Genomic DNA, 20,704 nt, shown 5'->3' on the forward strand with positions numbered 1-20,704 from the left:
TCGTGCCAGGCCATGCCTGGCAAGGTTTTCCAGGCGCTGAACACAGCGTTCGGGAGATGGCTTGAATGTTCCACGAGCCTCCCCCACATCGTATTCATCCACCGGCCGAGCGGCCGGACTGACCCCAACAAGCATCCTCAGGAGTCTCCCCCATGGGCAAGATCATTGGTATCGACCTCGGCACCACCAACTCGTGCGTGGCGATCATGGACGGCGGCAAGGCCCGCGTCATCGAGAATTCGGAAGGCGATCGCACCACCCCGTCGATCGTCGCCTACACCAAGGACGGCGAAGTCCTGGTCGGCGCCTCGGCCAAGCGCCAGGCCGTGACCAACCCGAAGAACACCTTCTATGCGGTGAAGCGCCTGATCGGCCGCAAGTTCACCGACGCCGAAGTGCAGAAGGACATCGCCCACGTCCCGTACGGCATCCTGGCCCATGACAATGGCGACGCCTGGGTGTCGACCAGCGACGGCAAGAAGATGGCCCCGCAGGAAATCTCGGCCAAGGTGCTGGAAAAGATGAAGAAGACCGCCGAGGACTTCCTCGGTGAGAAGGTCACCGAAGCGGTCATCACCGTGCCGGCCTACTTCAACGACAGCCAGCGCCAGGCGACCAAGGACGCCGGCCGCATTGCCGGCCTGGACGTCAAGCGCATCATCAACGAGCCGACTGCGGCTGCGCTGGCCTATGGTCTGGACAAGGGCGACAACAAGGATCGCAAGATCGTGGTGTACGACCTGGGCGGCGGCACCTTCGACGTCTCGGTGATCGAGATCGCCAACGTCGACGGCGAGAAGCAGTTCGAAGTGCTGGCCACCAACGGCGACACCTTCCTGGGCGGCGAAGACTTCGACAACCGCGTCATCGAGTACCTGGTTGAAGAGTTCAACAAGGACCAGGGCATCGACCTGCGCAAGGATCCGCTGGCCCTGCAGCGCCTGAAGGATGCTGCCGAGCGCGCCAAGATCGAGCTGTCCAGCGCCCAGCAGACCGAAGTGAACCTGCCGTACGTCACCGCTGACGCGTCGGGTCCGAAGCACCTGAACATCAAGCTGACCCGCGCCAAGCTGGAAGCCCTGGTGGACGACCTGATCAAGAAGTCGATCGAGCCGTGCCGCGTCGCCCTGAACGATGCCGGCCTGCGTTCGAGCGACATCAGCGAAGTGATCCTGGTCGGTGGCCAGACCCGCATGCCGAAGGTGCAGCAGGCGGTGACCGAGTTCTTCGGCAAGGAACCGCGCAAGGACGTCAACCCGGACGAAGCCGTGGCACTGGGTGCTGCGATCCAGGGCGGCGTGCTGGGCGGCGACGTCAAGGACGTGCTGCTGCTGGACGTGACCCCGCTGTCGCTGGGTATCGAAACCATGGGCGGCGTGTTCACCAAGATCATCGAGAAGAACACCACCATCCCGACCAAGGCTTCGCAGGTGTTCTCCACCGCCGAGGACAACCAGTCGGCCGTGACCGTGCACGTGCTGCAGGGTGAGCGCGAACAGGCCCGCTTCAACAAGTCGCTGGCCAAGTTCGACCTGTCCGGCATTGAGCCGGCCCCGCGCGGCCTGCCGCAGGTGGAAGTGTCCTTCGACATCGACGCCAACGGCATCCTGCACGTGTCGGCCAAGGACAAGAAGACCAACAAGGAACAGAAGGTCGAGATCAAGGCCGGTTCGGGCCTGTCCGAGGAAGAGATCGCGCGCATGGTCGCCGACGCGGAAGCCAACCGCGAAGAAGACAAGAAGTTCCAGGAGCTGGTGCAGGCCCGCAACCAGGCCGACGCCCTGATCCATGGCACCCGCAGCGCCATCACCGAGCACGGCAGCAAGGTCGGCGGCGATGTCATCGGCAAGGTCGAGGCGGCGCTGGCCGACCTGGAAACCGCGATGAAGGGTGACGACAAGGCACAGATCGAAGCCAAGTCGAAGGCACTGGAAGAAGCCGGCCAGTCGCTGTTTGCCGCCGCTTCGGCCGACCAGGGCGGTGCCGCCCCGGGTGCCGACGCCGGCAATGCGGGCAAGCCGCAGGATGACGTGGTGGACGCCGAGTTCACCGAAGTCAAGGACGACAAGAAGTCCTGATCCGGACCGACACGGGACGCTGGCCATCAGCGTCCCGTTGTCGCATCAGGGTCCTGACCGCCCACCGGCGTGTCGGGGCGCCCGACGCAAGAGCGGACCTGGTTCCGCTCTTCCGCTTTGACGAATCCCGACTTTCCGGAACCCGATTCACGATATGAGCAAGCGCGATTACTACGAAGTGCTGGGCGTTGCCCGCACCGCCAACGACGAAGAGCTGAAGAAGGCCTACCGTCGCTGCGCGATGAAATTCCACCCGGACCGCAACCCGGGTGATGCGGCGGCCGAAGCCTCCTTCAAGGAGTGCAAGGAAGCCTACGAAGTGCTGTCCGACGGCAACAAGCGCCGCATGTACGACAGCCATGGCCACGCCGCGTTCGAGCACGGCATGGGCGGTGGCGGTCCGGGCGGCCCGGACATGAACGATATCTTCGGCGATATCTTCGGCAACATTTTTGGCGGTGGCGGCGGTGGTCCGCGCCAGGCCCGTCGCGGCGCCGACATCGGCTACGTGATGGAACTGGACCTGGAAGAGGCCGTGCGCGGCGTCGAGCGCCGGATCGAGATCCCGACCCTGGCCGAGTGCGGCGACTGCGATGGCAGTGGCTCCGAAGACGGCAAGGTCGAGACCTGCAATGTGTGTCATGGCCGCGGCCAGGTGCGCATCCAGCGCGGCATCTTCGCCATGCAGCAGGCCTGCCACAACTGCGGCGGCCGTGGCCAGATCATCGCCAAGCCCTGCAAGACCTGCCACGGCAACGGCCGTGTCGAGGAAGACAAGGTGCTGTCGGTGAAGGTGCCGGCCGGCGTCGACACCGGCGACCGCATCCGCCTGCAGGGCGAAGGCGAGGCCGGCCCGGCCGGTACGCCGCCGGGTGACCTGTACGTGGAAGTGCGCGTGCGCGAGCATGCGATCTTCCAGCGCGATGGCGACGACCTGCACTGCGAAGTGCCGATCCGCATCTCGCAGGCGGCACTGGGCGATACCGTGCGCGTGGCTACCCTGGGCGGCGAAGCGGAGATCCGCATCCCGGCCGAGACCCAGACCGGCAAGCTGTTCCGCCTGCGTGGCAAGGGCGTGCGTTCGGTGCGCAGCCGTAGCGAAGGCGACCTGTACTGCCGTGTGGTGGTGGAGACCCCGGTCAACCTCACCAACGAGCAGCGCAAGCTGCTGGAGCAGTTCGAAGCCACCTTCGTCGGTGAGGAAGCGCGCAAGCATTCGCCGAAGTCGGCCACCTTCATGGATGGCGTGAAGGGTTTCTGGGACCGGATGACGTCCTGAGTTTTTCGACGGAAGCGATGAACGATAGCGCCGGGCCATGCCCGGCGTTGTCGTATGCGGTCAACGGAAAAACGCCGCCGGCGTCTGCCCGAGCTGGCGCTTGAACATGCTGGTGAATGCACTCGGGCTGTCGTAGCCCATCGCCAGCGCGACATCGATGACCTTGTCGCCGACCGCCAGTCGCTCCAGGGCGGCCAACAGCCGCGCCTGCTGCCGCCACTGCCCGAAGGTCATGCCCAGTTCACTGGCGAAATGACGCTGGATGGTTTTCACGTCCACCTGCAGCGCCTGCGCCCAGTCCTGCAGGGTGGCGTCGTCGCCGGGATGTTTCTGGATGTGCTGGCAGATCCGCTGCAGGCGCGGGTCGGTGGGCGAGGGCAGGTGCAGCGGCAGCACGTCCATGCGGTGCAGCTCGTCCAGCAGCAGGCGCACCACGCGGCCGTCGCGGCTGTCATCCACATGCGCGGTATCGATCAGGCTGGCGGCGAGCAGCAGCTCGCGCAGCAGCGGCGCTACCTGTACCGCGAACGCCTCGTCCGGCAGCTGCGGCGCGAAATCCGGTTCCACGTACAGGCTGCGCATATGCACCTCAGCGATGCAGTCCACCGCATGGGCCATGCCGGCCGGCACCCAGATCGCGCGGGTCGAGGGCACCACCCAGCGGCCGCCGTCCGCACGCACCACCATCAGTCCGGACATGGCGAACACCAGCTGGTGACGGCGATGCCGGTGGGGCGCGATGTGGGTGCCGGGTTTGTAGTGGCGGGCGCGGCAGGTCACCGGGCGGTGTACCGGAACCTCGTTCCACGGTGCAGTCTCGCGGACCAGGCAGGGGGTGTCCTTTTTGCGATATGCCATGACCCGAACGCGGCAGAAGGGAGGGGGAGGCCACCGTAGCATGCGTGGCTCGCCCCCAACCTGACTGTGTCCATGTCGACCCTGGCTTCTCCCGCAACGACCTCACGCCCGGTGGCCCCCGGCGTGCTGGCCGCCATCTCCACCTCGCATGTCGTCAACGACATGATGCAGTCGCTGATCCTGGCCATCTATCCGGTGATCAAGGGCGGCTTCAATCTCAGCTTCACCCAGATCGGCCTGATCACCCTGACCTACCAGCTTACCGCCTCGATCTTCCAGCCGTTGATCGGCATGGCCACCGACCGTCGCCCTGCACCGTACTCGCTGCCGATCGGCATGGCCTCGACCCTGTGCGGCATGCTGCTGCTCGGCTTCGCACCGAACTACGCGGTTGTGCTGATGGCTGCGGCGATGGTCGGCATTGGCTCGGCCATCTTCCATCCGGAAGCCTCGCGCATCGCGCGACTGGCCTCGGGCGGTCGTCATGGTTTCGCGCAGTCGGTGTTCCAGGTGGGTGGCAATTTCGGAACAGCGCTTGGCCCGTTGATCGCCGCCGCAGTGATCGTGCCGTATGGCCAGCACGCCGCATCGTGGTTTGCCGGTGCTGCCCTGATCGGCATCGCATTGCTGACCTATGTCGGCCGCTGGTACGCGTTGCATCTGGGTACGCCTCGACCGGTCAGCACGGCTGCGATGGCGCCGCGGCATCCGTCTCGCACCGTGGCCAAGGTGCTGGCGATCCTGCTGGTGCTGATCTTCAGCAAGTACTTCTACATGGCCAGCATCGGCAGCTACTTGACCTTCTACCTGATCCACCACTTCGGCATTCCGGTGGCGCAGGCCCAGCTGCATCTGTTCGCGTTCCTGGTGGCGTCCGCCGCCGGCGGCTTCCTTGGTGGCCCGCTGGGTGACCGCATTGGCCGCAAGCCGATCATCTGGACCTCGATCCTGGGCGTGGCCCCGTTCGCGCTGATGCTGCCGCATGCTGATCTGCTGTGGACGACCGTGCTGGCGGTGCTGATCGGCTTCGTGCTGTCCTCGGCGTTCTCGGCGATCGTGGTGTACGCGCAGGAAATGATGCCGCACCGCATCGGCACGGTGTCCGGCCTGTTCTTCGGCTTCGCCTTCGGCATGGGCGGGCTTGGGGCGGCTGTGCTGGGCCTGCTGGCGGACAAGACCAGCATTGAGTACGTCTACCAGTTGACCGCGTTCCTGCCGCTGTTGGGTATCGTGGCGGCGTGGCTGCCAACGTCGCGGCCTGCTGCTCACTGAGGGGGTGGGGTTTGCAGGGCTTGCAGCCCTGCACCTGCAGAGGCAACGTCAACGTCAAAAGCCTGCATTCCGCGGGTTGGCGGGGTGGGTCCGGTTGAGGGGGACGCTGCAAGTCCCCCTCCGGGGCCCGGCCCAGCCGCTGGCGGCTGTGCGTTCGGGCGCTTGCGAAGCAGTGCTTCGCAAGCAAAGCGCCCTCACCCATGTAAGCTCGGTCGCCGCTTGCTCGTGTGCGCAGTCCTGCGCACACGGCAAGACCGGGGTTGGGCGTCCTGCCCAACCCGCCCGAGGCATGCCTCGGGCCCATGCGGCTCACGCCCCCTCAACCGGACCCACCCCGCCTTCGACAGTTTTCCGCGATCTGTCGGAACAGCGTCCGGCCCTGGTAGGTGTCGACCTTGGTCGACACGGATGAATTCGTTCGATATCTGACAGATGTGTCGACCAAGGTCGACACCTACCAACAGCCGCGCGGAACAACAGGCGCAGTTACCAACAGCCGCGTGAACCTGTCGAAGGTGGGGCGGTGTCGGATTGCGGGGTGTCAGCGGCATGGATGCCGCTGCGAAGCCTACAAGGACGTACTTGCGGCGTCCCCGCACTCCGACACCGCCCCGTCACCCACGGAATGCCGCTTTGGCTTCGGCCGTTGCGGTTGCCGTTGCATTGAGCAGGTGCAGGGCTGCAAGCCCTGCCGAAAACTCCCTTGGGCGTAGAATGCGGGCATGAGCGAATCCCTTGATAACCACCTGGTCCACGGCCGCCGCCAGCGGCCGGATGGTCCGTCGCCGATCGATGTCATCTCGGTCCAGTCGCAACTTGTCTACGGCCACGCCGGCAACAGCGCCGCCGTACCGCCGATGCGTGCGCTCGGTGTGCGCGTCGCGGAAATCCCGACCGTGTTGCTGAGCAATGCGCCGTTCTACGACACCACGCGCGGTCGGGTGCTGCCCGCCGACTGGTTCGCCGACCTGCTGCTGGGCACCCACGAGCGCGGCCTGCCGCAGCGGGCGAAAATGCTGGTTTCCGGCTACTTCGGCAGCACCGCCAACGGTGCCGCCTTCGCCGACTGGCTGGACAACATCCTGCCGGTCTGTCCGCAGCTGCGTTACTGCCTGGATCCGGTGATTGGTGACACCCACACCGGCCCCTACGTGGAGCCGGGCCTGGAAGCGATCTTCGCCGAGCGATTGCTGCCGCATGCCTGGCTGGTGACCCCGAACGCCTTCGAACTGAATCGTCTGACCGGTATGCCGGCACTGGCCGAGGCTGATGCCATCGCCGCCGCGCGTACGCTGCTTGACCGTGGCCCGCACTGGGTGATCGCGCACAGCGTGGGCGGTAACCCGGGTGAGCTGGTGACCCTGGCGGTCGGTCGCGAGGAAACCTGGCGCTGGACTTCGCCGCTGCTGCCGGTGGACGTGGCCGGCACCGGTGACGTGCTGATGTCGCTGGTGGTGTCGTTCCTGTTGCGAGGTGAATCGATGCAGCAGGCGATTTCGCGTGCGATTGCCGGTACCCACGCGGCGCTGGAGGCGACTCTGGACAATGGCTTCGAAGAGTTCGACGTGATCGCGGCGGCGCCTGCCGCACTGGCCGAAGGCACGCGCTTCCGCGCCGAACGCGTGGCATGAGCGGTCTGCTCGAACGCACGCCGCGCACGGTCGGCATCGTCGGCAGTGCCGGCGCCTATGGGCGCTGGCTGAGCCGCTTCTTCCAGCAGCACCTGCAGCTGCAGGTGATCGGCCACGATCCGGCGGATCCGGACTCGCATACGCCGGAACAGCTGCTGGCGCAGGCCGACGTGCTGGTGTTCTCGGCACCGATCCGGCATACGCCGGCTCTGATTGCCGAGTACGTGCGGCAGTCGGCCGGCCGTGAGCAGGACCGGCTATGGCTGGACGTGACCTCGGTGAAGGAAGCGCCGGTGCAGGCGATGCTGGCCTCTCAAGCCGAAGTGGTCGGCCTGCACCCGATGACCGCGCCGCCGAAGGCGCCGACCCTGAAGGGCCGGGTGATGGTGGTCTGCGAAGCGCGCCTGCAGCACTGGCAGCCGTGGGTCGATACGCTGTGCACGGCGCTGCAGGCCGAGTGCGTGCGGGCCACGCCGCAGCACCACGACCAGATGATGGCGCTGGTGCAGGCGATGGTGCATGCCACCCACTTGGCCCAGGCCGGCGTGCTGCGCCAGTACCAGCCGCAGCTGGGCGATCTGGCCGCGATGATGCCGTACCGTTCGGCATCGTTCGAGCTGGACACGGCGATCATCTCGCGCATCCTGTCGCTCAACCCGGCGATCTACGAAGACATCCAGTTCGGTAACCCGTACGTGGCGCCGATGCTGGAACGGCTGGTCGGCCAGCTGCAGGCCCTGCAGGCGCAGGTCGGGCAGGGCGACGACCGTGCGCGTGGTGAATTCCGCGAGCAGCTGCTGTCGGCCAACCGCAGTGCCTTCGGCGAGCAGGCGCTGGCGGACGGCAACTACACCTTTGAACGCGTGGGTTATCTGCTGGCTGACCTGACCGAGCGTAATGCGTTGTCGGTGCACCTGCCGGAAGACCGGCCCGGCTCGCTGCGTGAGCTGCTGAACGTGTTCGAGCAGCATCGCATCAGCTTGGCTTCGATCCATTCCTCGCGCACGCCCGGTGGCGAAGTGCATTTCCGCATCGGGTTCGTGGCCGGCAGCGATGTGGCGGCGATTACCCGGGCAGCAGCCGACGTGGACGCCAGCGGCATCGGGCGGGTACTGGGCTGAATTCATCCACAGGCGGTGTGGATGGTTCCTGAGCAAACGTGTGGATAACCTTGCTCAGGCCTTGCCAGCCAAGGCTGTCAAGATGCCTGGCCAAAAAATGATCACGCCTTTTGTAGAGTCGAGCCATGCTCGACCGCCTTGGGCAAAAGGCGTGTCGACCAAGGTCGACACCTACCAGAGGCAAGAAAGCGGGTCGATCAAGGTCGACACCCGCCAGAGCGGGGCGATACGAAATCGGGTAGCGCCGGGTCATGCCCGGCGAACCTCAGATCGTCAGCCGCAGCTCGCCGCCACTGGTGGTGAACTCGCGGCCATCGCGCACCAGCGGCCGCCCGTCATCCAGTTCGTAGCGTGGCGTGGCTTCGGAGTGATGCCCGCTGCCATTCGCCTCGGGCTTGAACTCGATGATGATGTGGCTTTCGCCGTTGCTGTCGACGGCGGGGAACTGACGGAACGACATCGTGCACCTCCTTCAGCGGATGCGGCTGTTGCGCGGCCAGCTTGGCCGCGCCGATGTTAGCCGGACGTCATCAATCGATGAACTGCAGGCGCGCAAGTTCAGCGTACAGTCCACCTTCGGCCAGCAGCTGTGCGTGCGTGCCCTCGGCGACGATGCGGCCCTGGTCCATCACCACGATGCGGTCGGCCTTGAGCACGGTGGCCAGGCGGTGGGCAATGACCAGCGTGGTGCGGCCGGCCATCAGCCGCTCAAGCGCCTGCTGCACGCCATGCTCGCTCTGCGCATCCAGCGCGCTGGTGGCTTCGTCCAGCAGCAGGATCGGCGCATCCTTCAGCAGCGCGCGGGCAATCGCCACGCGCTGCTGCTGGCCACCGGACAGGCGCGCACCGCGTTCGCCCAGCTCACTGTCGTAGCCCTGCGGCAACGCACGCAGGAAGCCATCGGCCTCGGCGGCACGCGCGGCAGCCTCGACTTCGGCGTCGCTGGCCTGCAGGCGGCCATAGCGGATGTTGTCGCGCGCACTGGCAGCGAACAGCGTCGGCTGCTGCGGCACCAGCGCCAGCTGCGCACGCAGCTCGGCCGGGTCGGCCTGGCGCACGTCGATGCCGTCCACGTCGATGCGGCCGCTGGCTGGATCATGGAAGCGCAGCAGCATCGAAAGCACCGTGCTCTTGCCCGCCCCCGACGGACCCACCAGCGCCACGGTCTCGCCGGGGTGCACGTGCAGGTTGAAGTGGTCCAGTGCGGCCTGGTCCGGTCGCTGCGGGTAGTGGAACACCACGTCGTCGAACCGGATCTCGCCACGCAGCGGCTGCGGCAGCGCGTGCGGCTGTGCCGGCGCGCGGATCTCGATGTCTTCCTGCAGCAGTTCGCCGATGCGGCCCATGCCGCCGGCCGCGCGCTGCAGCTCGTTCCACACTTCGGCCAGCGCGCCCACCGAGCCGCCACCGATCAATGCATACAGCACGAACTGGCCCAGCGTACCGGCGCTGAGGCGGCCGTCGATGACGTCGTGCGCGCCCAGCCACAACACACCGACGATGGCGCCGAACACCAGCAGGATGGCGCTGGCGGTGACCAGCGACTGTGCGCCGATGCGGCGACGGGCGGCGCCGATGGCATCACCGAGTGCCTTGTCGAAGCGCCCGCGCTCGTAAGGCTCGCGTGCATGTGCCTGCACCGTGCGTACCGCACCCAGGGTTTCACTGGCGAGGCTGTTGGCATCGGCGATGCGGTCCTGGCTGTTGCGTGCGACCGTGCGCAGCTTGCGCGCGCCGATGATGATCGGCAGCACCGCCAGTGGAATGCCGAGAAGCGACCATGCGGCCAGCCGCGGGCTGGTGACGAACAGCATCGCCAGGCTGCCGATGACGGTGACCGTGCTGCGCAGCGCCACGGACATGGTCGAGCCGACCACGCTGCGCAGCAGTTCGGTGTCCGCGGTCAGGCGCGAGACCAGCTCTCCGCTGCGGCTGCGGTCGTGGAAGCCGGCACCCAGCTGGATCAGGTGGGCATACAGCTGGCTGCGCAGGTCGGCCACGACCTTTTCACCCAGCAACGATACGAAGTAGAAGCGCGCGGCCGTGCCCAACGCCATGACGACCGCCACCAGCATCAGCAGGGCGAAGGCACGGTTGATCTGGCCGCCGCTGCTGAAACCGTGATCGATCATCTGCTTCACCGCCGGAGGCAGGCTCAGCGTGGCTGCAGAAGACACCGCCAGGGCCAGCAGCCAGGCGGTGAACAGGCCGCTGTGGCGGCGCACGAACGGCCACAGCGTGCGCAGGCTGCCGAGGCGCCGCAGTGGCGGGGTCGAAGCGGGGGCGTCGTCCTTGTCAGTCATCCTGGTCGTCGTCTTCTATGCGGATACGGTCACGGGTGGCGTCGCGCAGGCGGATTTTCAATGCGTCGACCTGATCGGCAGGCAATTCGATCCGCAGGCACACACCATTGGCATCGAACTGTTCATCGCGCTTTTCGGCACCGAAGGCGGGCAGGGTGGCATGCAGGGTACCCAGGTCCTCGAAGCCGGCCAGCAGCTGCAGCCGGGCCATCGCCACCAGCGGCAGGCGCGGGGCGGTGCGCAGGCACTCGGCGGCGGCGCCGCCGTAGGCGCGCACAAGGCCACCGGCACCGAGCTTGATACCGCCGAACCAGCGCGTCACTACCACCATCACCCGGTCGAAACCCTGGCCGTCGATCGCCGCCAGGATCGGACGTCCAGCCGTGCCGGCCGGCTCGCCATCGTCGCTGGAGCGATAGTCCTGCCCATGCCGGTAGGCCCAGCAGTTGTGGGTGGCATCGGCCACCGCAACCTGCTGCAGGAACGCCATGGCCGCTGCGGCGCCATCGATCGGCGCGGCATGGGCGATGAAACGGCTGTGTTTGACTTCCAGCGTGTGGCTGACCGGCTGGGCGAGAGTATCGAGCATTCCCGTCATTCTACGGGGTTGCCGGGTATTCCCGTCCGCTTCAGTCGTCCAGCAGCGGGCGCAGGTCGCGCGGCAGGCGTGCTTCCGGGTACTGCTGCATGTAGCGCTCCAGGCTGGCACGGGCCAGATCGCGCTGGCCGTCGTCGCGTCGTGTACGGATCTTCTGCAGCCACTGCCGGCGCGGCAGTCGTGCGTCGGCGTCCACCTCGGCCTGCACGGCATCCGCGCTCAGGCCCGCATCGCTGCCGCGGCGCATGATGCCGGGTGCGGAACGGCTGGGAGCCTCGCGCTTCATCGAGGTGATTTCTACCCGGTCCAATGCCGGGGCCTGTTCGGCCTGCACGCTGTTGGACTCTGGCGTGCCTGCCGAGCGTGCCTTCAGCGAACCACTGGCGACAACCGGCGCCATCAGCGGCGCGGGTGCCGAGTAGGCGGTGGGAGCCGGAGGCGCAGGGGGGCTGCTGCCGGCGCTGCGGCCGGAGCGGGCGGCAGGGCCGCAAAGGAGGTATCGGCGGCCGCATCCGCAGCCATCGATCGTGCAGCCTGGGCCGGCGCTTCAGCGGTCCCGGCCGGCGCAGGCTTGCTTGCGCGCGCGTTGGTCGGTGCCGGGGCAGCGGCAACCGGGGCTGCCTCGGGTGCTGCGGGCGCAGCGGCCGGTTCCGCAGTCGCCACCGCGCTGTCGGCTGCACTGCGCTCAGCGGCCTGATCGGCAGCCGCGACGTCTTCTGCCGCAGCCGGTGCCGCCGCAACAGCGGCCTCACCCGCCGGAATCGGTGGCGGTTCCGGACGCAGCTGCCAGGCGATGCCGATGGCGAACACCATCGAGGCGGCGATGCCGAACACCGCCGGCCAACGCGGGCGTGTGCGCTGCGTACGTGGTGCTTCGGGAGAGGCGACCGCATCGGCAGCCGGAGCGTCCACGGCAGCGCGGGCCGCGGCCAGGATGGCGGCGTCCAGTGCGGCGGGCGGTGCCTGTTCGGCGCGACGGCCGAGCAGCCGGGCCAGCTCGCGTTCTTCCGGCGTCAGCGGTTCGTCTCGGTTCATGCGTTCAATCCCGCACGCAGCTTGTCCATCGCATAGCGCAGCCGCGATTTCACGGTTTCCCGGCCTACGCCGGTGATCTGGCCGATCTCCTCCAGGCTCAGTTCCTGATCCAGCCGCAGTTGCAGCACTTCGCGCTGCTCCGGCGGCAGTTGTTCCATCGCCAGCTGGATGCGGCGACGTTGTTCGAATTCGGAAAGCTCGCCTTCCGGGGTCTGTCCATCCTCGATCGCGGCCAGGCGCAGGTCGGCATCGGCCGGGGCAGCCGGCCGGTGGCGGGCGGCGCGCCAATGGTCGTTCAGGCGGTTGTGGGCGATGCGGAACAGCCAGGTGCTGAACGCCGCGTCCGGTTGCCACCCCGCACGGGCGCTGATCACCCGCTGCCAGACGTCCTGGAAGATCTCCTCGGCCAGCGCGTTGTCGCGCAGTTGCCGCAGCAGGAAGCCGAACAGGCGCTTGCGATGGCGCGCATACAGGCTTTCAAACGCACGCAGGTCGCCACCGGCCCAGGCCAGCATCAAGGCTTCATCGGTTGGCAGTGCGCTGGCTTCCACGGCGTACAGGGTAAGGCCTGCAGGCGATGGCGCATAGCCGGTGGCGAGGGCGGGCAGGGCGAGGGTCATGGCTCGGAAGGGGCTACGGTCAGCAGGAAAAACGTACGGGCGCACGATTCGGGGTTTACGGGCTTCCATTGCCCCCCGGGTGGCGCGCTATGCTCGGCGGCTCAGGGGAGGCGACGCACTGACGGCGCCAAGAGATTGTCATTTGTCCACGCATGCTGAACCGGCGGAAGAGCCACCACACGAGGCCGTGCTGAGCGCGGCGCTGGTGCGCGCGTTGCATGCGCTTCTGCCGGAAACGGCCGTGGTCCGCGTCGGCTGGGATGACCCGCAGCTTGGCCGTGGCCAGGGGGCCTGGCCGAGGGCGGCTGCCGGAGGTGATGCGGCAGCGCCAGGCGTGGGCGACGGCCAGCACGGCTGGGAACATGATGGGGCGCGCCTGCTGTTGTCGGTGGAAGGCGCGGTGCCTTCGCCGGCATGGTGGGGGGTTGCCCGGCAGGCGATGGAGCTGGCGCTGCAGCGCGGCCGCCAGGCCGGCCAGATCAAGGCGCTGGAAGAGGCCGAGCGGTTGCAGCAGGCCTTGTTCCAGATTGCAGATCTGGCCGGTGCCGACCTGGAAATGCCCGAGATGCTGCGCCACGTGCATGGTGTGCTGGGCACGCTGATGTATGCCGAGAACTGCTACATCGTGGAATACGACGATGTGCGCGACCAGATCCGTTTCCTGTACTTCGCCGATCAGGTCGATGATTTCGTCGCCGATCCCACGCAGAGCCATGACGCCAGCGAGATGCCGCGCAGCCTGACCGTGGCGTTGCTGCGTCATGGCAAGCCGCTCAGTGGTCCCTCGCGCGAACTGCTGGCGCAGGTGATGGAGCAGGAGCACGACCCGCAACGCGGGCCCGAAAGCCTGGATTGGCTGGGCGTGCCGATGCTGCGCGATGGCCGCGTATGCGGTGCCATCGTGGTTCAGAGCTATGAGCAGGCGGCCCGCTATGGCGAGGCCGAACGCGCATTGCTGGGCTTTGTTGCGCAGCACGTGCAGACCGCGATGGACCGGCGCCAGGCGCAGGTGCGGCTGGAGCAGCAGGTGGCGCGGCGCACCCAGGAACTGCAGCGCGCCAATCACAGCCTGCAGGACGAGGTTGCCGAGCGTCGACGCGCCGAACAGCTGCAGACCGCCCTGTACAACATCGCCGAGATGGCGATGTCGGCCGACAGCCTGGCGCAGTTCTACGGACAGGTGCATGGGGTGGTCGGGCGCCTGCTCGACGCTCGCAATTTCTACATCGCCCTGGTCAACCCGGCCGGCAACGGCCTGGACTTCGTCTATTCGGTGGACGAGCACAACGCCAGCCGCGCGCCGCGACCGTTCAGCCGGGGCCTGACCGAGTATGTCGTGCGCAACCGGCGGCCACTGTTGGCGTCACGCGCGCAGATCGATGCGCTGCTGGCCAGTGGCGAAGTGCGTGAATCCGGTGCGCGTTCGCACTGCTGGCTGGGCGTACCGCTGCTGCGCGACGACGAAGTGGTCGGCGCGATCGTGGTGCAGAGCTACAGCGAGAACAGCATTTTCAGCGTGCATGACCAGCGCCTGCTGACCTTCGTCGCGCAGAACATCGGTACCGGCCTGGCCCGTCAGCGCGACCAGCAACGGCTGCGCTCGGCGCATGCCGAGCTGGAGAAGCGCGTGGAGGAGCGCACGCGCGAACTGGCCGAGGTCAACGAAAAGCTGCTCGGCCAGATCGGCGAGCGCCTGCGTGCCGAACAGCGCTTGACTCACCAGGCCATGCACGATGCGCTGACCGGCCTGCCCAACCGCCTGCATCTGCTGGACCGCCTGCAGGATGCGCTGGCACTGGCCAAGCGTGAGGGCGGCCCGGTGTTCGCCGTGCTGTTCCTCGATCTGGACCGCTTCAAACTGGTCAACGACAGCATCGGCCATGCCGCCGGCGATCGCATGCTGGTGGAAGTGGCCAAGCGCATCGTATCGATGGCCGGCACCGAGGACGTGGTGGCCCGGCTGGGCGGTGACGAATTCGCGGTGCTGCTGCAATGCCCGCAGGGCCTGGCCCAGGCCTTGGACTTTGGCCAGCGCCTGCTGCTGGCGCTGCAGGAGTCGATGTGGATCGCCGGGCGCGAACTGTTCCCGTCCGGCAGCCTGGGCATCGCGCTGTGGAACCCCCGCTACCGCACCGGCGAAGAGCTGCTGCGTGATGCCGACGCGGCAATGTACCGGGCCAAGGCGCAGGGCCATGACCGCTGTGCGATCTTCGACGAAGACATGCGCGAGCAGGCCATGCGCAGCCTCGATCTGGAAGCCGACCTGCGTCGTGCGATCAACAACCGCGATTTCGTCCCGTTCTACCAGCCGATCGTGCGCCTGTCCGATGGCGAGGTGGTGGGCCACGAAGCGCTGCTGCGTTGGCAGCATGAGCGCCGCGGCCTGCTGCTGCCGGGGGCGTTCCTGGAGCTGGGCGAGGAAAGCGGCCTGATCGAGCAGGTCGACTGGCTGATCTACGAACAGGTGATTGCCGGTCTGGCCGAGGGCGGGCAGAGTTACGTCTCGGTGAACGTATCACCGCGCCATTTCCGCTCCGCCGGGTTCAGCGGCCGCCTGTTCGGCCTGCTGGATGCATGTGGTGCCGATCCGCACCGGCTGCGCCTGGAGATCACCGAGGTCGCACTGCTGGACGATGGCCCGCACACGCTGGGCATCCTGCAGGGCCTGCGCGAGCGCGGCATCCAGGTGCAGCTGGACGATTTCGGTACCGGCTTCTCGGCGCTGTCCTACCTGCACCGTTTCCCGATCAGTACGCTGAAGATCGACCAGAGCTTCATCGCCGGCCTGCATGGGCCGGAAGTGCAGAGCACGCGGGCGCTGGTCGAGGGCGTGCTGTCGTTGGCGCGTACGCTGGGCATCGAGACCATCGGTGAGGGCATCGAAACCGAGGCGCAGCGGCAGACCCTGCGCGAACTGGGTTGCGACTACGGCCAGGGCTATCTGCTGGGGCGGCCCGCACCGTGGAGCTGCGCGGCGGTCTGAGCCGCCGCGCAGGAAAGCATCAGCGCAGGGCGGCGCGACGCTTTTCGTCGATCCACTTCGAGGCCTGCGCTGGCTTGTAGTTCTTCATCCACTCCAGCATCTCTTCGATATCCGAGCCGTACCACAGGTCCTGGCGCTGGTCCGGGTGCAGGAAGCGCTCTTCCACCATGCGGTCGATCATGCCGATCAGCGGGGCGTAGAAACCTTCCACGTCGAGGAAGGCGCACGGCTTGTTGCCGATGCCAAGCTGGCGCCAGGTCAGCATCTCGAAGATCTCTTCCATGGTGCCGAAGCCGCCGGGCAGCGTGACGAAGCCATCGGCGAGGTCGAACATGCGCGACTTGCGCTCATGCATTGAACCGACGATCTCCAGCTCGGTCAGGCCGCGGTGGGCCACTTCCCAGTCGGCCAGCTGGCGTGGGATCACGCCGGTCACTTCGCCGCCGGCGGCGAGCACGGCATTGGCCACGGTTCCCATCAGGCCGACATTGCCGCCGCCGTACACCAGGCGCATCCCGTCGCGGGCGATGCGATCGCCCAGGGCAAGGGCGCGTTCGGTATAGGCCGGCTTGCTGCCAGCGTTGGAACCACAGTACACACAGATCGATTTCATGGATCTTCCTGTCTCTTGGCCGGAAACGAAAACGCCCCGTCGCCGACCGCAGGGCGGTCAGGGACGGGGTGTCCAAGGATTATGAGGCCTTGAGAGGCCTTCTGTAGAGCCGAGCCACGCTCGGCTGTTCTTCGTTCAGTAGAGTCGAGCTTGCTCGACTATCGCGGCGCCTGAACGAAGTGCAGTCGAGCAAGCTCGACTCTACAAAGAACGAGACTTACGCCGCCGCTGCCTGCTCGCGGCGCGGGCCTTCACGCAGCGCGCGGCCGACCATCCCCACCAGCAGGTCCAGCTCTTCGCTGTCCATGCCGAAGTGCGGAGTGAAGCGCAGCGAGTTCTCGCCACCGTGAATCACGTTGATGCCGTGCTGGCGCAGCCATTCCTCGGTGGAGTTGGCGCCGTAGCACTTGAACTGCGGCGCCAGTTCGCAGGAGAACAGCAGGCCGGTGCCCTGCACCTTGGTGATCAGTCCGCCCAGCTCGTTCTTCAGCTGTTCAAGCTTGCGCACGGCCTCGGCACCACGCTCGGCGATGTTGGCGCGCACCTGCGGGGTCAGCTGGGCCAGGGTGGCGCAGGCCACGTCCAGTGCACGCGGGTTGCTGGTCATCGTGTTGCCATAGATGCCCTTGCGGTACAGCTGCGCGGCATGCTCGGTCACCGCCAGCACCGACAGCGGGTACTGCGCGGCGTTGAGTGCCTTGGAGTAGGTCTCCATGTCCGGCGGGTCCAGGCCTTCGAAGCCCGGGTAATCGACCACCGAGAGCACGCCATGCGCACGCAGGCCGGCCTGGATCGAGTCGAGCAGCAGCAGGCTGCCATGGGCACGGGTCAGTTCGCGGGCAACGGCATAGAACGACGGCGGCACCGAGCGGCCCGGGTCGCCTTCGCCCATCACCGGTTCCAGGAACACCGCCTCGATGAACCACTGGTTGCGTGCGGCATCCTCGAACACCTTGCGCAGGCCGGCTTCGTCGTACGGCGCCACGGTGATCACCGAATCCTCGCCACGGTAGCTGGCCAGGTGCTGCATGTAGCTCTTGCGGCTGGAATCCGAATAGAGGGCAGGGCGGTCGGTGCGGCCATGGAAGCTGCCCTTGACCACCACGCGCTTGATCGCAGCACCGGCGTGGCGTGCGCCCGGGTCGGTCTGCAGCTTGGCGTTGACGTCGGCGATGCGCGCGGCCAGGCCGACCGCCTCGGAACCGGAATTCAGGCACATGAAACGGGCGAACGGGCAGCCGCCACGGCGGTGGCCGATCTCGGCGCGCAGGGCGGTGATGAAGCGCTGCTGCGACAGGCTGGGGGTCATGATGTTGGCCATCACCTGCGGGCGGGCCATCGCCTCCAGCACGGCGTCCGGGGTGTGCCCGAAGCCGAGCATGCCGTAGCCGCCGGCGTCGTACAGCACGGCGCCTTTCAGGGTGACCACCCACGGGCCGCGCGCAGCCAGTGCCACATACGGGGTCACCGCGTCATCGGCATAGAAATTGACGAAACCGTCCTGCATCGCGTCGATCTGCGCCTGTTCGTCCTGCGCCAGCAGCGGCCCCAGGTCGGCCTGCACGCGCGCGAATTCCTCGGCGGCGGCGTCCACCGCGGCGATCAGCTGCGGGTGGTTGGCGGACAGGGCGGTCAGGGTGGCGTCGTCCAGGCCGGAGGTGAGGCGGGTGCCGGGCTGGTTGCGCAGGGGGGCGAGGCGTTCGATGAAGCTCATTGCAGATCTCCTGAAACAATGGGTCGCACGGGTCTTCAAAAGCAAAACGCGCGTCATCACGCGCGCTTGGGGCAGGCTCGTGCAGCGGACTTCCGACTCGATGCTAGCACTTGTTTTTTTGCGCGATAACCCCGCAGAAACCTGCTGCATAGCAGCATTTTGCGCGACGTTCGCCGCGAAGCACGCCGGCTCGCAGACGCTGGACGTACAATGCGCGCCATTGTCGACCTGTTGCCGCCCACTGCCTTGAAGAAGTCCGATTTCAACTACGACCTGCCGGCTGAACTGATCGCGCAGGCGCCCCTGGCCGAACGTTCCGCAAGCCGCCTGCTGCTGGTGCCTCCGGCGCCCGATGCCTTCACCGACCTGCAGGTGCGCGACTTGCCGTCGCTGCTGCAGCCGGGCGACCTGCTGGTGTTCAACGACACCCGGGTGATCCCGGCGCGCCTGTTCGGGCAGAAGGCCAGTGGCGGCCGCGTGGAGATTCTGATCGAGCGCCTGCTGGGTGGCCAGCAGGCCCGCGCGCAGGTGGGCGCCAGCAAGTCGCCCAAGGCCGGCAGCCGCATCGCGCTGGATGCCGGTGGCGAAGCCGAGGTGCTGGGTCGCGATGGCGAGTTCTACGTGCTGCAGTTCCATGTGCCGGAATCGCTGGAACAGTGGCTGCTGCATGCCGGCCGCCTGCCGCTGCCGCCCTATATCCAGCGCGAGCCGGGTGTGGATGACCGCGAGCGCTACCAGACCGTGTTCGCGCGTGAAGTGGGCGCGGTGGCCGCGCCGACCGCCGGCCTGCATTTCGACGAACCGCTGCTGGCCGCATTGAAGGACAAGGGCGTGGACTTCGGCCACGTCACCCTGCACGTGGGTGCGGGCACCTTCCAGCCGGTGCGTGCCGATGACCTGAAGGACCACGTGATGCACCGCGAGTGGCTGAATGTCGGTGCCGAGCTGGTGCAGCAGGTGCGGCGCACGCGCGCCGCTGGCGGCCGCGTGATCGGCGTCGGCACCACCGTGGTGCGCGCGCTGGAAAGCGCGATGCGCGATGGTGAACTGCTGCCGTTCGCCGGTGAAACGCAGATCTTCATCACCCCCGGCTACCGCATCCGCAGCGTCGACGCGATGGTGACCAACTTCCACCTGCCGGAAAGCACGCTGCTGATGATGATTTCCGCGTTCGCCGGCAAGGAGCGCGTGTTCGAGGCCTACCAGCACGCGATCGAGCAGCGCTACCGCTTCTTCAGCTACGGCGACGCGATGTTGCTGTTCCCGCAGGCGGGGTAGGGCAGCCAGGGAGGGCAGGGTCCCCTGTGGGTGCGCACCTTGGTGCGCACGCCTTCTTGGGAGACAATAGGCGACTATTTGCCTGAACGACCGCTCCATGTCCCGATTGCAGTTCCAGCTCAAGACCCGCGACGGCCGTGCCCGCCGTGGCCGCCTGACCTTCCCGCGTGGCACGGTGGAAACGCCGGCCTTCATGCCGGTGGGGACCTATGGCTCGGTCAAGGGCATCCTGCCGGACCAGGTGCGTGCGCTGGGCGCCGAGATCATCCTCGGCAACACGTTCCACCTGTACCTGCGCCCGGGCCTGGACATCATCGCCGACCACGGCGGCCTGCACGGCTTCTGCCGCTGGGATGGCCCGATCCTGACCGACTCCGGCGGCTTCCAGGTGTTCTCGCTGGCCCACCGCCGCAAGATCACCGAGCAGGGCGTGACCTTCGCCTCGCCGACCGACGGCGCCCGTGTGTTCCTGGGCCCGGAAGAGAGCATGAAGATCCAGAAGGTGCTCGATTCGGACGTGGTGATGATCTTCGACGAGTGCACTCCGTACCCGGCCACTGAGGATGTGGCGCGCCGCTCGATGGAGCTGAGCCTGCGCTGGGCCCAGCGCAGCCGCAACGCGCATGACGAGCTGGGCAACGACGCGGCCCTGTTCGGCATCGTCCAGGGCGGCGTGCACACCGACCTGCGCAGCCGCTCGGCCGAGGCCCTGCAGGCGATCGGCTTCGACGGTTACGCCATCGGTGGCCTGGCCGTGGGCGAGCCGGAGCACGAGCGCAACGCCATGCTCGACCACCTGGACCCGGAACTGCCGGGCGACCGTCCGCGCTACCTGATGGGTGTGGGCCGGCCGGAGGACCTGGTCGAGGGTGTCGCACGTGGCGTGGACATGTTCGACTGCGTGATGCCCACCCGCAACGCGCGCAACGGCCACTATTTCACCTCGTTCGGCACCGTCCGCATCCGTAATTCCCAGTACGCGCGCGACATGGATCCGATCGAGCCCGGCTGCGGCTGCGTGGCCTGCACCGGCGGTTACACGCGTTCGTACCTGCGCCACCTGGACCGCTGCAACGAGATGCTGGCGCCGATGCTGGGCACCCTGCACAACCTGTTCTATTACGAAAAGCTCATGGCCGACATCCGTGCGGCCATCGAGGCGGGAACCTTCCTGGCCTTCCGTGAGTCTTTCTACGCGGCACGCGGGGCGGCAGCACCGCCCCTGTAACCCGAACACCCCCTGCCAAACGGCCCAAGGACGAACGCCCGGGGCCGTGGCATACTTCAAGGCTGACCCAGATCCGCGGTCGACACCTCGTGC

At 67.2% G+C, this 20,704-nt stretch carries 15 protein-coding genes and 1 pseudogene; 8 read left to right on the forward strand and 8 right to left on the reverse strand.

The annotated features are described in order from the left end of the window. Positions 1-152 precede the first annotated feature (152 nt). Positions 153-2,078, forward strand: a complete 1,926-nt coding sequence (gene dnaK / locus ACZK3J_RS09030; RefSeq protein ID WP_134951496.1) for a molecular chaperone DnaK — start codon at positions 153-155, stop codon at positions 2,076-2,078. A gap of 154 nt (positions 2,079-2,232) precedes the next feature. After that, the gene (gene dnaJ / locus ACZK3J_RS09035; RefSeq protein WP_032128292.1) at positions 2,233-3,357 is read left to right on the forward strand and encodes a molecular chaperone DnaJ; all 1,125 of its coding nucleotides are present in this window, start codon (positions 2,233-2,235) and stop codon (positions 3,355-3,357) included. Positions 3,358-3,417: 60 nt separating this feature from the next. On the opposite strand, the gene ACZK3J_RS09040 is transcribed toward dnaJ, so the two are convergent. Then, a complete protein-coding gene (locus ACZK3J_RS09040) occupies positions 3,418-4,215 on the reverse strand; it encodes an AraC family transcriptional regulator (RefSeq protein ID WP_478476777.1) in 798 nt (265 codons plus the stop codon). A gap of 72 nt (positions 4,216-4,287) precedes the next feature. Between ACZK3J_RS09040 and ACZK3J_RS09045 the strand changes: the two genes are divergently transcribed. From ACZK3J_RS09045 to ACZK3J_RS09055, 3 genes are all read left to right on the forward strand, one after another. After that, positions 4,288-5,487, forward strand: a complete 1,200-nt coding sequence (locus tag ACZK3J_RS09045; RefSeq protein ID WP_478476779.1) for an MFS transporter — start codon at positions 4,288-4,290, stop codon at positions 5,485-5,487. Between the two features lie 722 nt (positions 5,488-6,209). Beyond that, entirely contained in the window at positions 6,210-7,118 is a 909-nt protein-coding gene (gene pdxY / locus ACZK3J_RS09050) for a pyridoxal kinase (protein ID WP_032128295.1), read from the forward strand. Next, positions 7,115-8,239, forward strand: coding sequence for a prephenate dehydrogenase (locus tag ACZK3J_RS09055; protein ID WP_478476781.1), 1,125 nt, complete (start codon positions 7,115-7,117; stop codon positions 8,237-8,239). The genes pdxY and ACZK3J_RS09055 overlap by 4 nt, the downstream gene beginning before the upstream one ends. 265 nt (positions 8,240-8,504) lie before the next feature. On the opposite strand, the gene ACZK3J_RS09060 is transcribed toward ACZK3J_RS09055, so the two are convergent. The 5 genes and pseudogenes from ACZK3J_RS09060 to ACZK3J_RS09080 all read right to left on the reverse strand — a co-directional run bounded on the left by ACZK3J_RS09060 (position 8,505) and on the right by ACZK3J_RS09080 (position 12,690). Next, positions 8,505-8,699, reverse strand: a complete 195-nt coding sequence (locus tag ACZK3J_RS09060; protein WP_005409247.1) for a hypothetical protein — start codon at positions 8,697-8,699, stop codon at positions 8,505-8,507. A gap of 70 nt (positions 8,700-8,769) precedes the next feature. Continuing rightward, a complete protein-coding gene (locus ACZK3J_RS09065; RefSeq protein WP_049462692.1) occupies positions 8,770-10,542 on the reverse strand; it encodes an ABC transporter transmembrane domain-containing protein in 1,773 nt (590 codons plus the stop codon). Next, positions 10,535-11,131, reverse strand: a complete 597-nt coding sequence (locus tag ACZK3J_RS09070; RefSeq protein WP_049400110.1) for an IMPACT family protein — start codon at positions 11,129-11,131, stop codon at positions 10,535-10,537. The genes ACZK3J_RS09065 and ACZK3J_RS09070 overlap by 8 nt, the downstream gene beginning before the upstream one ends. 40 nt (positions 11,132-11,171) lie before the next feature. Then, positions 11,172-12,175, reverse strand: a pseudogene (locus ACZK3J_RS09075) (hypothetical protein). After that, on the reverse strand, positions 12,172-12,690 hold the full coding sequence (locus ACZK3J_RS09080; RefSeq protein WP_229301232.1) for an RNA polymerase sigma factor: 519 nt from the start codon (positions 12,688-12,690) through the stop codon (positions 12,172-12,174). Before ACZK3J_RS09080 ends, ACZK3J_RS09075 begins: the two are co-directional and overlap by 4 nt. Positions 12,691-12,937: 247 nt before the next feature. Between ACZK3J_RS09080 and ACZK3J_RS09085 the strand changes: the two genes are divergently transcribed. Continuing rightward, on the forward strand, positions 12,938-15,778 hold the full coding sequence (locus ACZK3J_RS09085; protein WP_100437557.1) for a bifunctional diguanylate cyclase/phosphodiesterase: 2,841 nt from the start codon (positions 12,938-12,940) through the stop codon (positions 15,776-15,778). Positions 15,779-15,797: 19 nt separating this feature from the next. On the opposite strand, the gene ACZK3J_RS09090 is transcribed toward ACZK3J_RS09085, so the two are convergent. After that, a complete protein-coding gene (locus ACZK3J_RS09090; RefSeq protein ID WP_032128301.1) occupies positions 15,798-16,391 on the reverse strand; it encodes an LOG family protein in 594 nt (197 codons plus the stop codon). 217 nt (positions 16,392-16,608) lie between these two features. Further along, positions 16,609-18,105: an aminotransferase class III-fold pyridoxal phosphate-dependent enzyme gene (locus tag ACZK3J_RS09095; RefSeq protein WP_032128302.1), complete on the reverse strand. Its 1,497-nt coding sequence runs from the start codon at positions 18,103-18,105 to the stop codon at positions 16,609-16,611. A gap of 210 nt (positions 18,106-18,315) precedes the next feature. Here ACZK3J_RS09095 and queA point away from each other — a divergent pair, with 210 nt between their 5' ends. Then, entirely contained in the window at positions 18,316-19,383 is a 1,068-nt protein-coding gene (gene queA, locus ACZK3J_RS09100) for a tRNA preQ1(34) S-adenosylmethionine ribosyltransferase-isomerase QueA (protein WP_049462689.1), read from the forward strand. 97 nt (positions 19,384-19,480) lie between these two features. Next, positions 19,481-20,611, forward strand: a complete 1,131-nt coding sequence (gene tgt, locus ACZK3J_RS09105; protein WP_478476783.1) for a tRNA guanosine(34) transglycosylase Tgt — start codon at positions 19,481-19,483, stop codon at positions 20,609-20,611. Positions 20,612-20,704: the final 93 nt, after the last annotated feature.

Source organism: Stenotrophomonas sp. 86428_Sma, from assembly GCF_056481585.1.

Bases quoted from the DNA above. Each gene is read 5' to 3' on its own strand.
- dnaK (WP_134951496.1), top strand. From the start codon at position 153: ATGGGCAAGATCATTGGTATCGACCTCGGCACCACCAACTCGTGCGTG.
- dnaJ (WP_032128292.1), top strand. From the start codon at position 2,233: ATGAGCAAGCGCGATTACTACGAAGTGCTGGGCGTTGCCCGCACCGCC.
- ACZK3J_RS09040 (WP_478476777.1), bottom strand. From the start codon at position 4,215: ATGGCATATCGCAAAAAGGACACCCCCTGCCTGGTCCGCGAGACTGCA.
- ACZK3J_RS09045 (WP_478476779.1), top strand. From the start codon at position 4,288: ATGTCGACCCTGGCTTCTCCCGCAACGACCTCACGCCCGGTGGCCCCC.
- pdxY (WP_032128295.1), top strand. From the start codon at position 6,210: ATGAGCGAATCCCTTGATAACCACCTGGTCCACGGCCGCCGCCAGCGG.
- ACZK3J_RS09055 (WP_478476781.1), top strand. From the start codon at position 7,115: ATGAGCGGTCTGCTCGAACGCACGCCGCGCACGGTCGGCATCGTCGGC.
- ACZK3J_RS09060 (WP_005409247.1), bottom strand. From the start codon at position 8,699: ATGTCGTTCCGTCAGTTCCCCGCCGTCGACAGCAACGGCGAAAGCCAC.
- ACZK3J_RS09065 (WP_049462692.1), bottom strand. From the start codon at position 10,542: ATGACTGACAAGGACGACGCCCCCGCTTCGACCCCGCCACTGCGGCGC.
- ACZK3J_RS09070 (WP_049400110.1), bottom strand. From the start codon at position 11,131: ATGCTCGATACTCTCGCCCAGCCGGTCAGCCACACGCTGGAAGTCAAA.
- ACZK3J_RS09080 (WP_229301232.1), bottom strand. From the start codon at position 12,690: ATGCTGGCCTGGGCCGGTGGCGACCTGCGTGCGTTTGAAAGCCTGTAT.
- ACZK3J_RS09090 (WP_032128301.1), bottom strand. From the start codon at position 16,391: ATGAAATCGATCTGTGTGTACTGTGGTTCCAACGCTGGCAGCAAGCCG.
- ACZK3J_RS09095 (WP_032128302.1), bottom strand. From the start codon at position 18,105: ATGAGCTTCATCGAACGCCTCGCCCCCCTGCGCAACCAGCCCGGCACC.
- queA (WP_049462689.1), top strand. From the start codon at position 18,316: ATGCGCGCCATTGTCGACCTGTTGCCGCCCACTGCCTTGAAGAAGTCC.
- tgt (WP_478476783.1), top strand. From the start codon at position 19,481: ATGTCCCGATTGCAGTTCCAGCTCAAGACCCGCGACGGCCGTGCCCGC.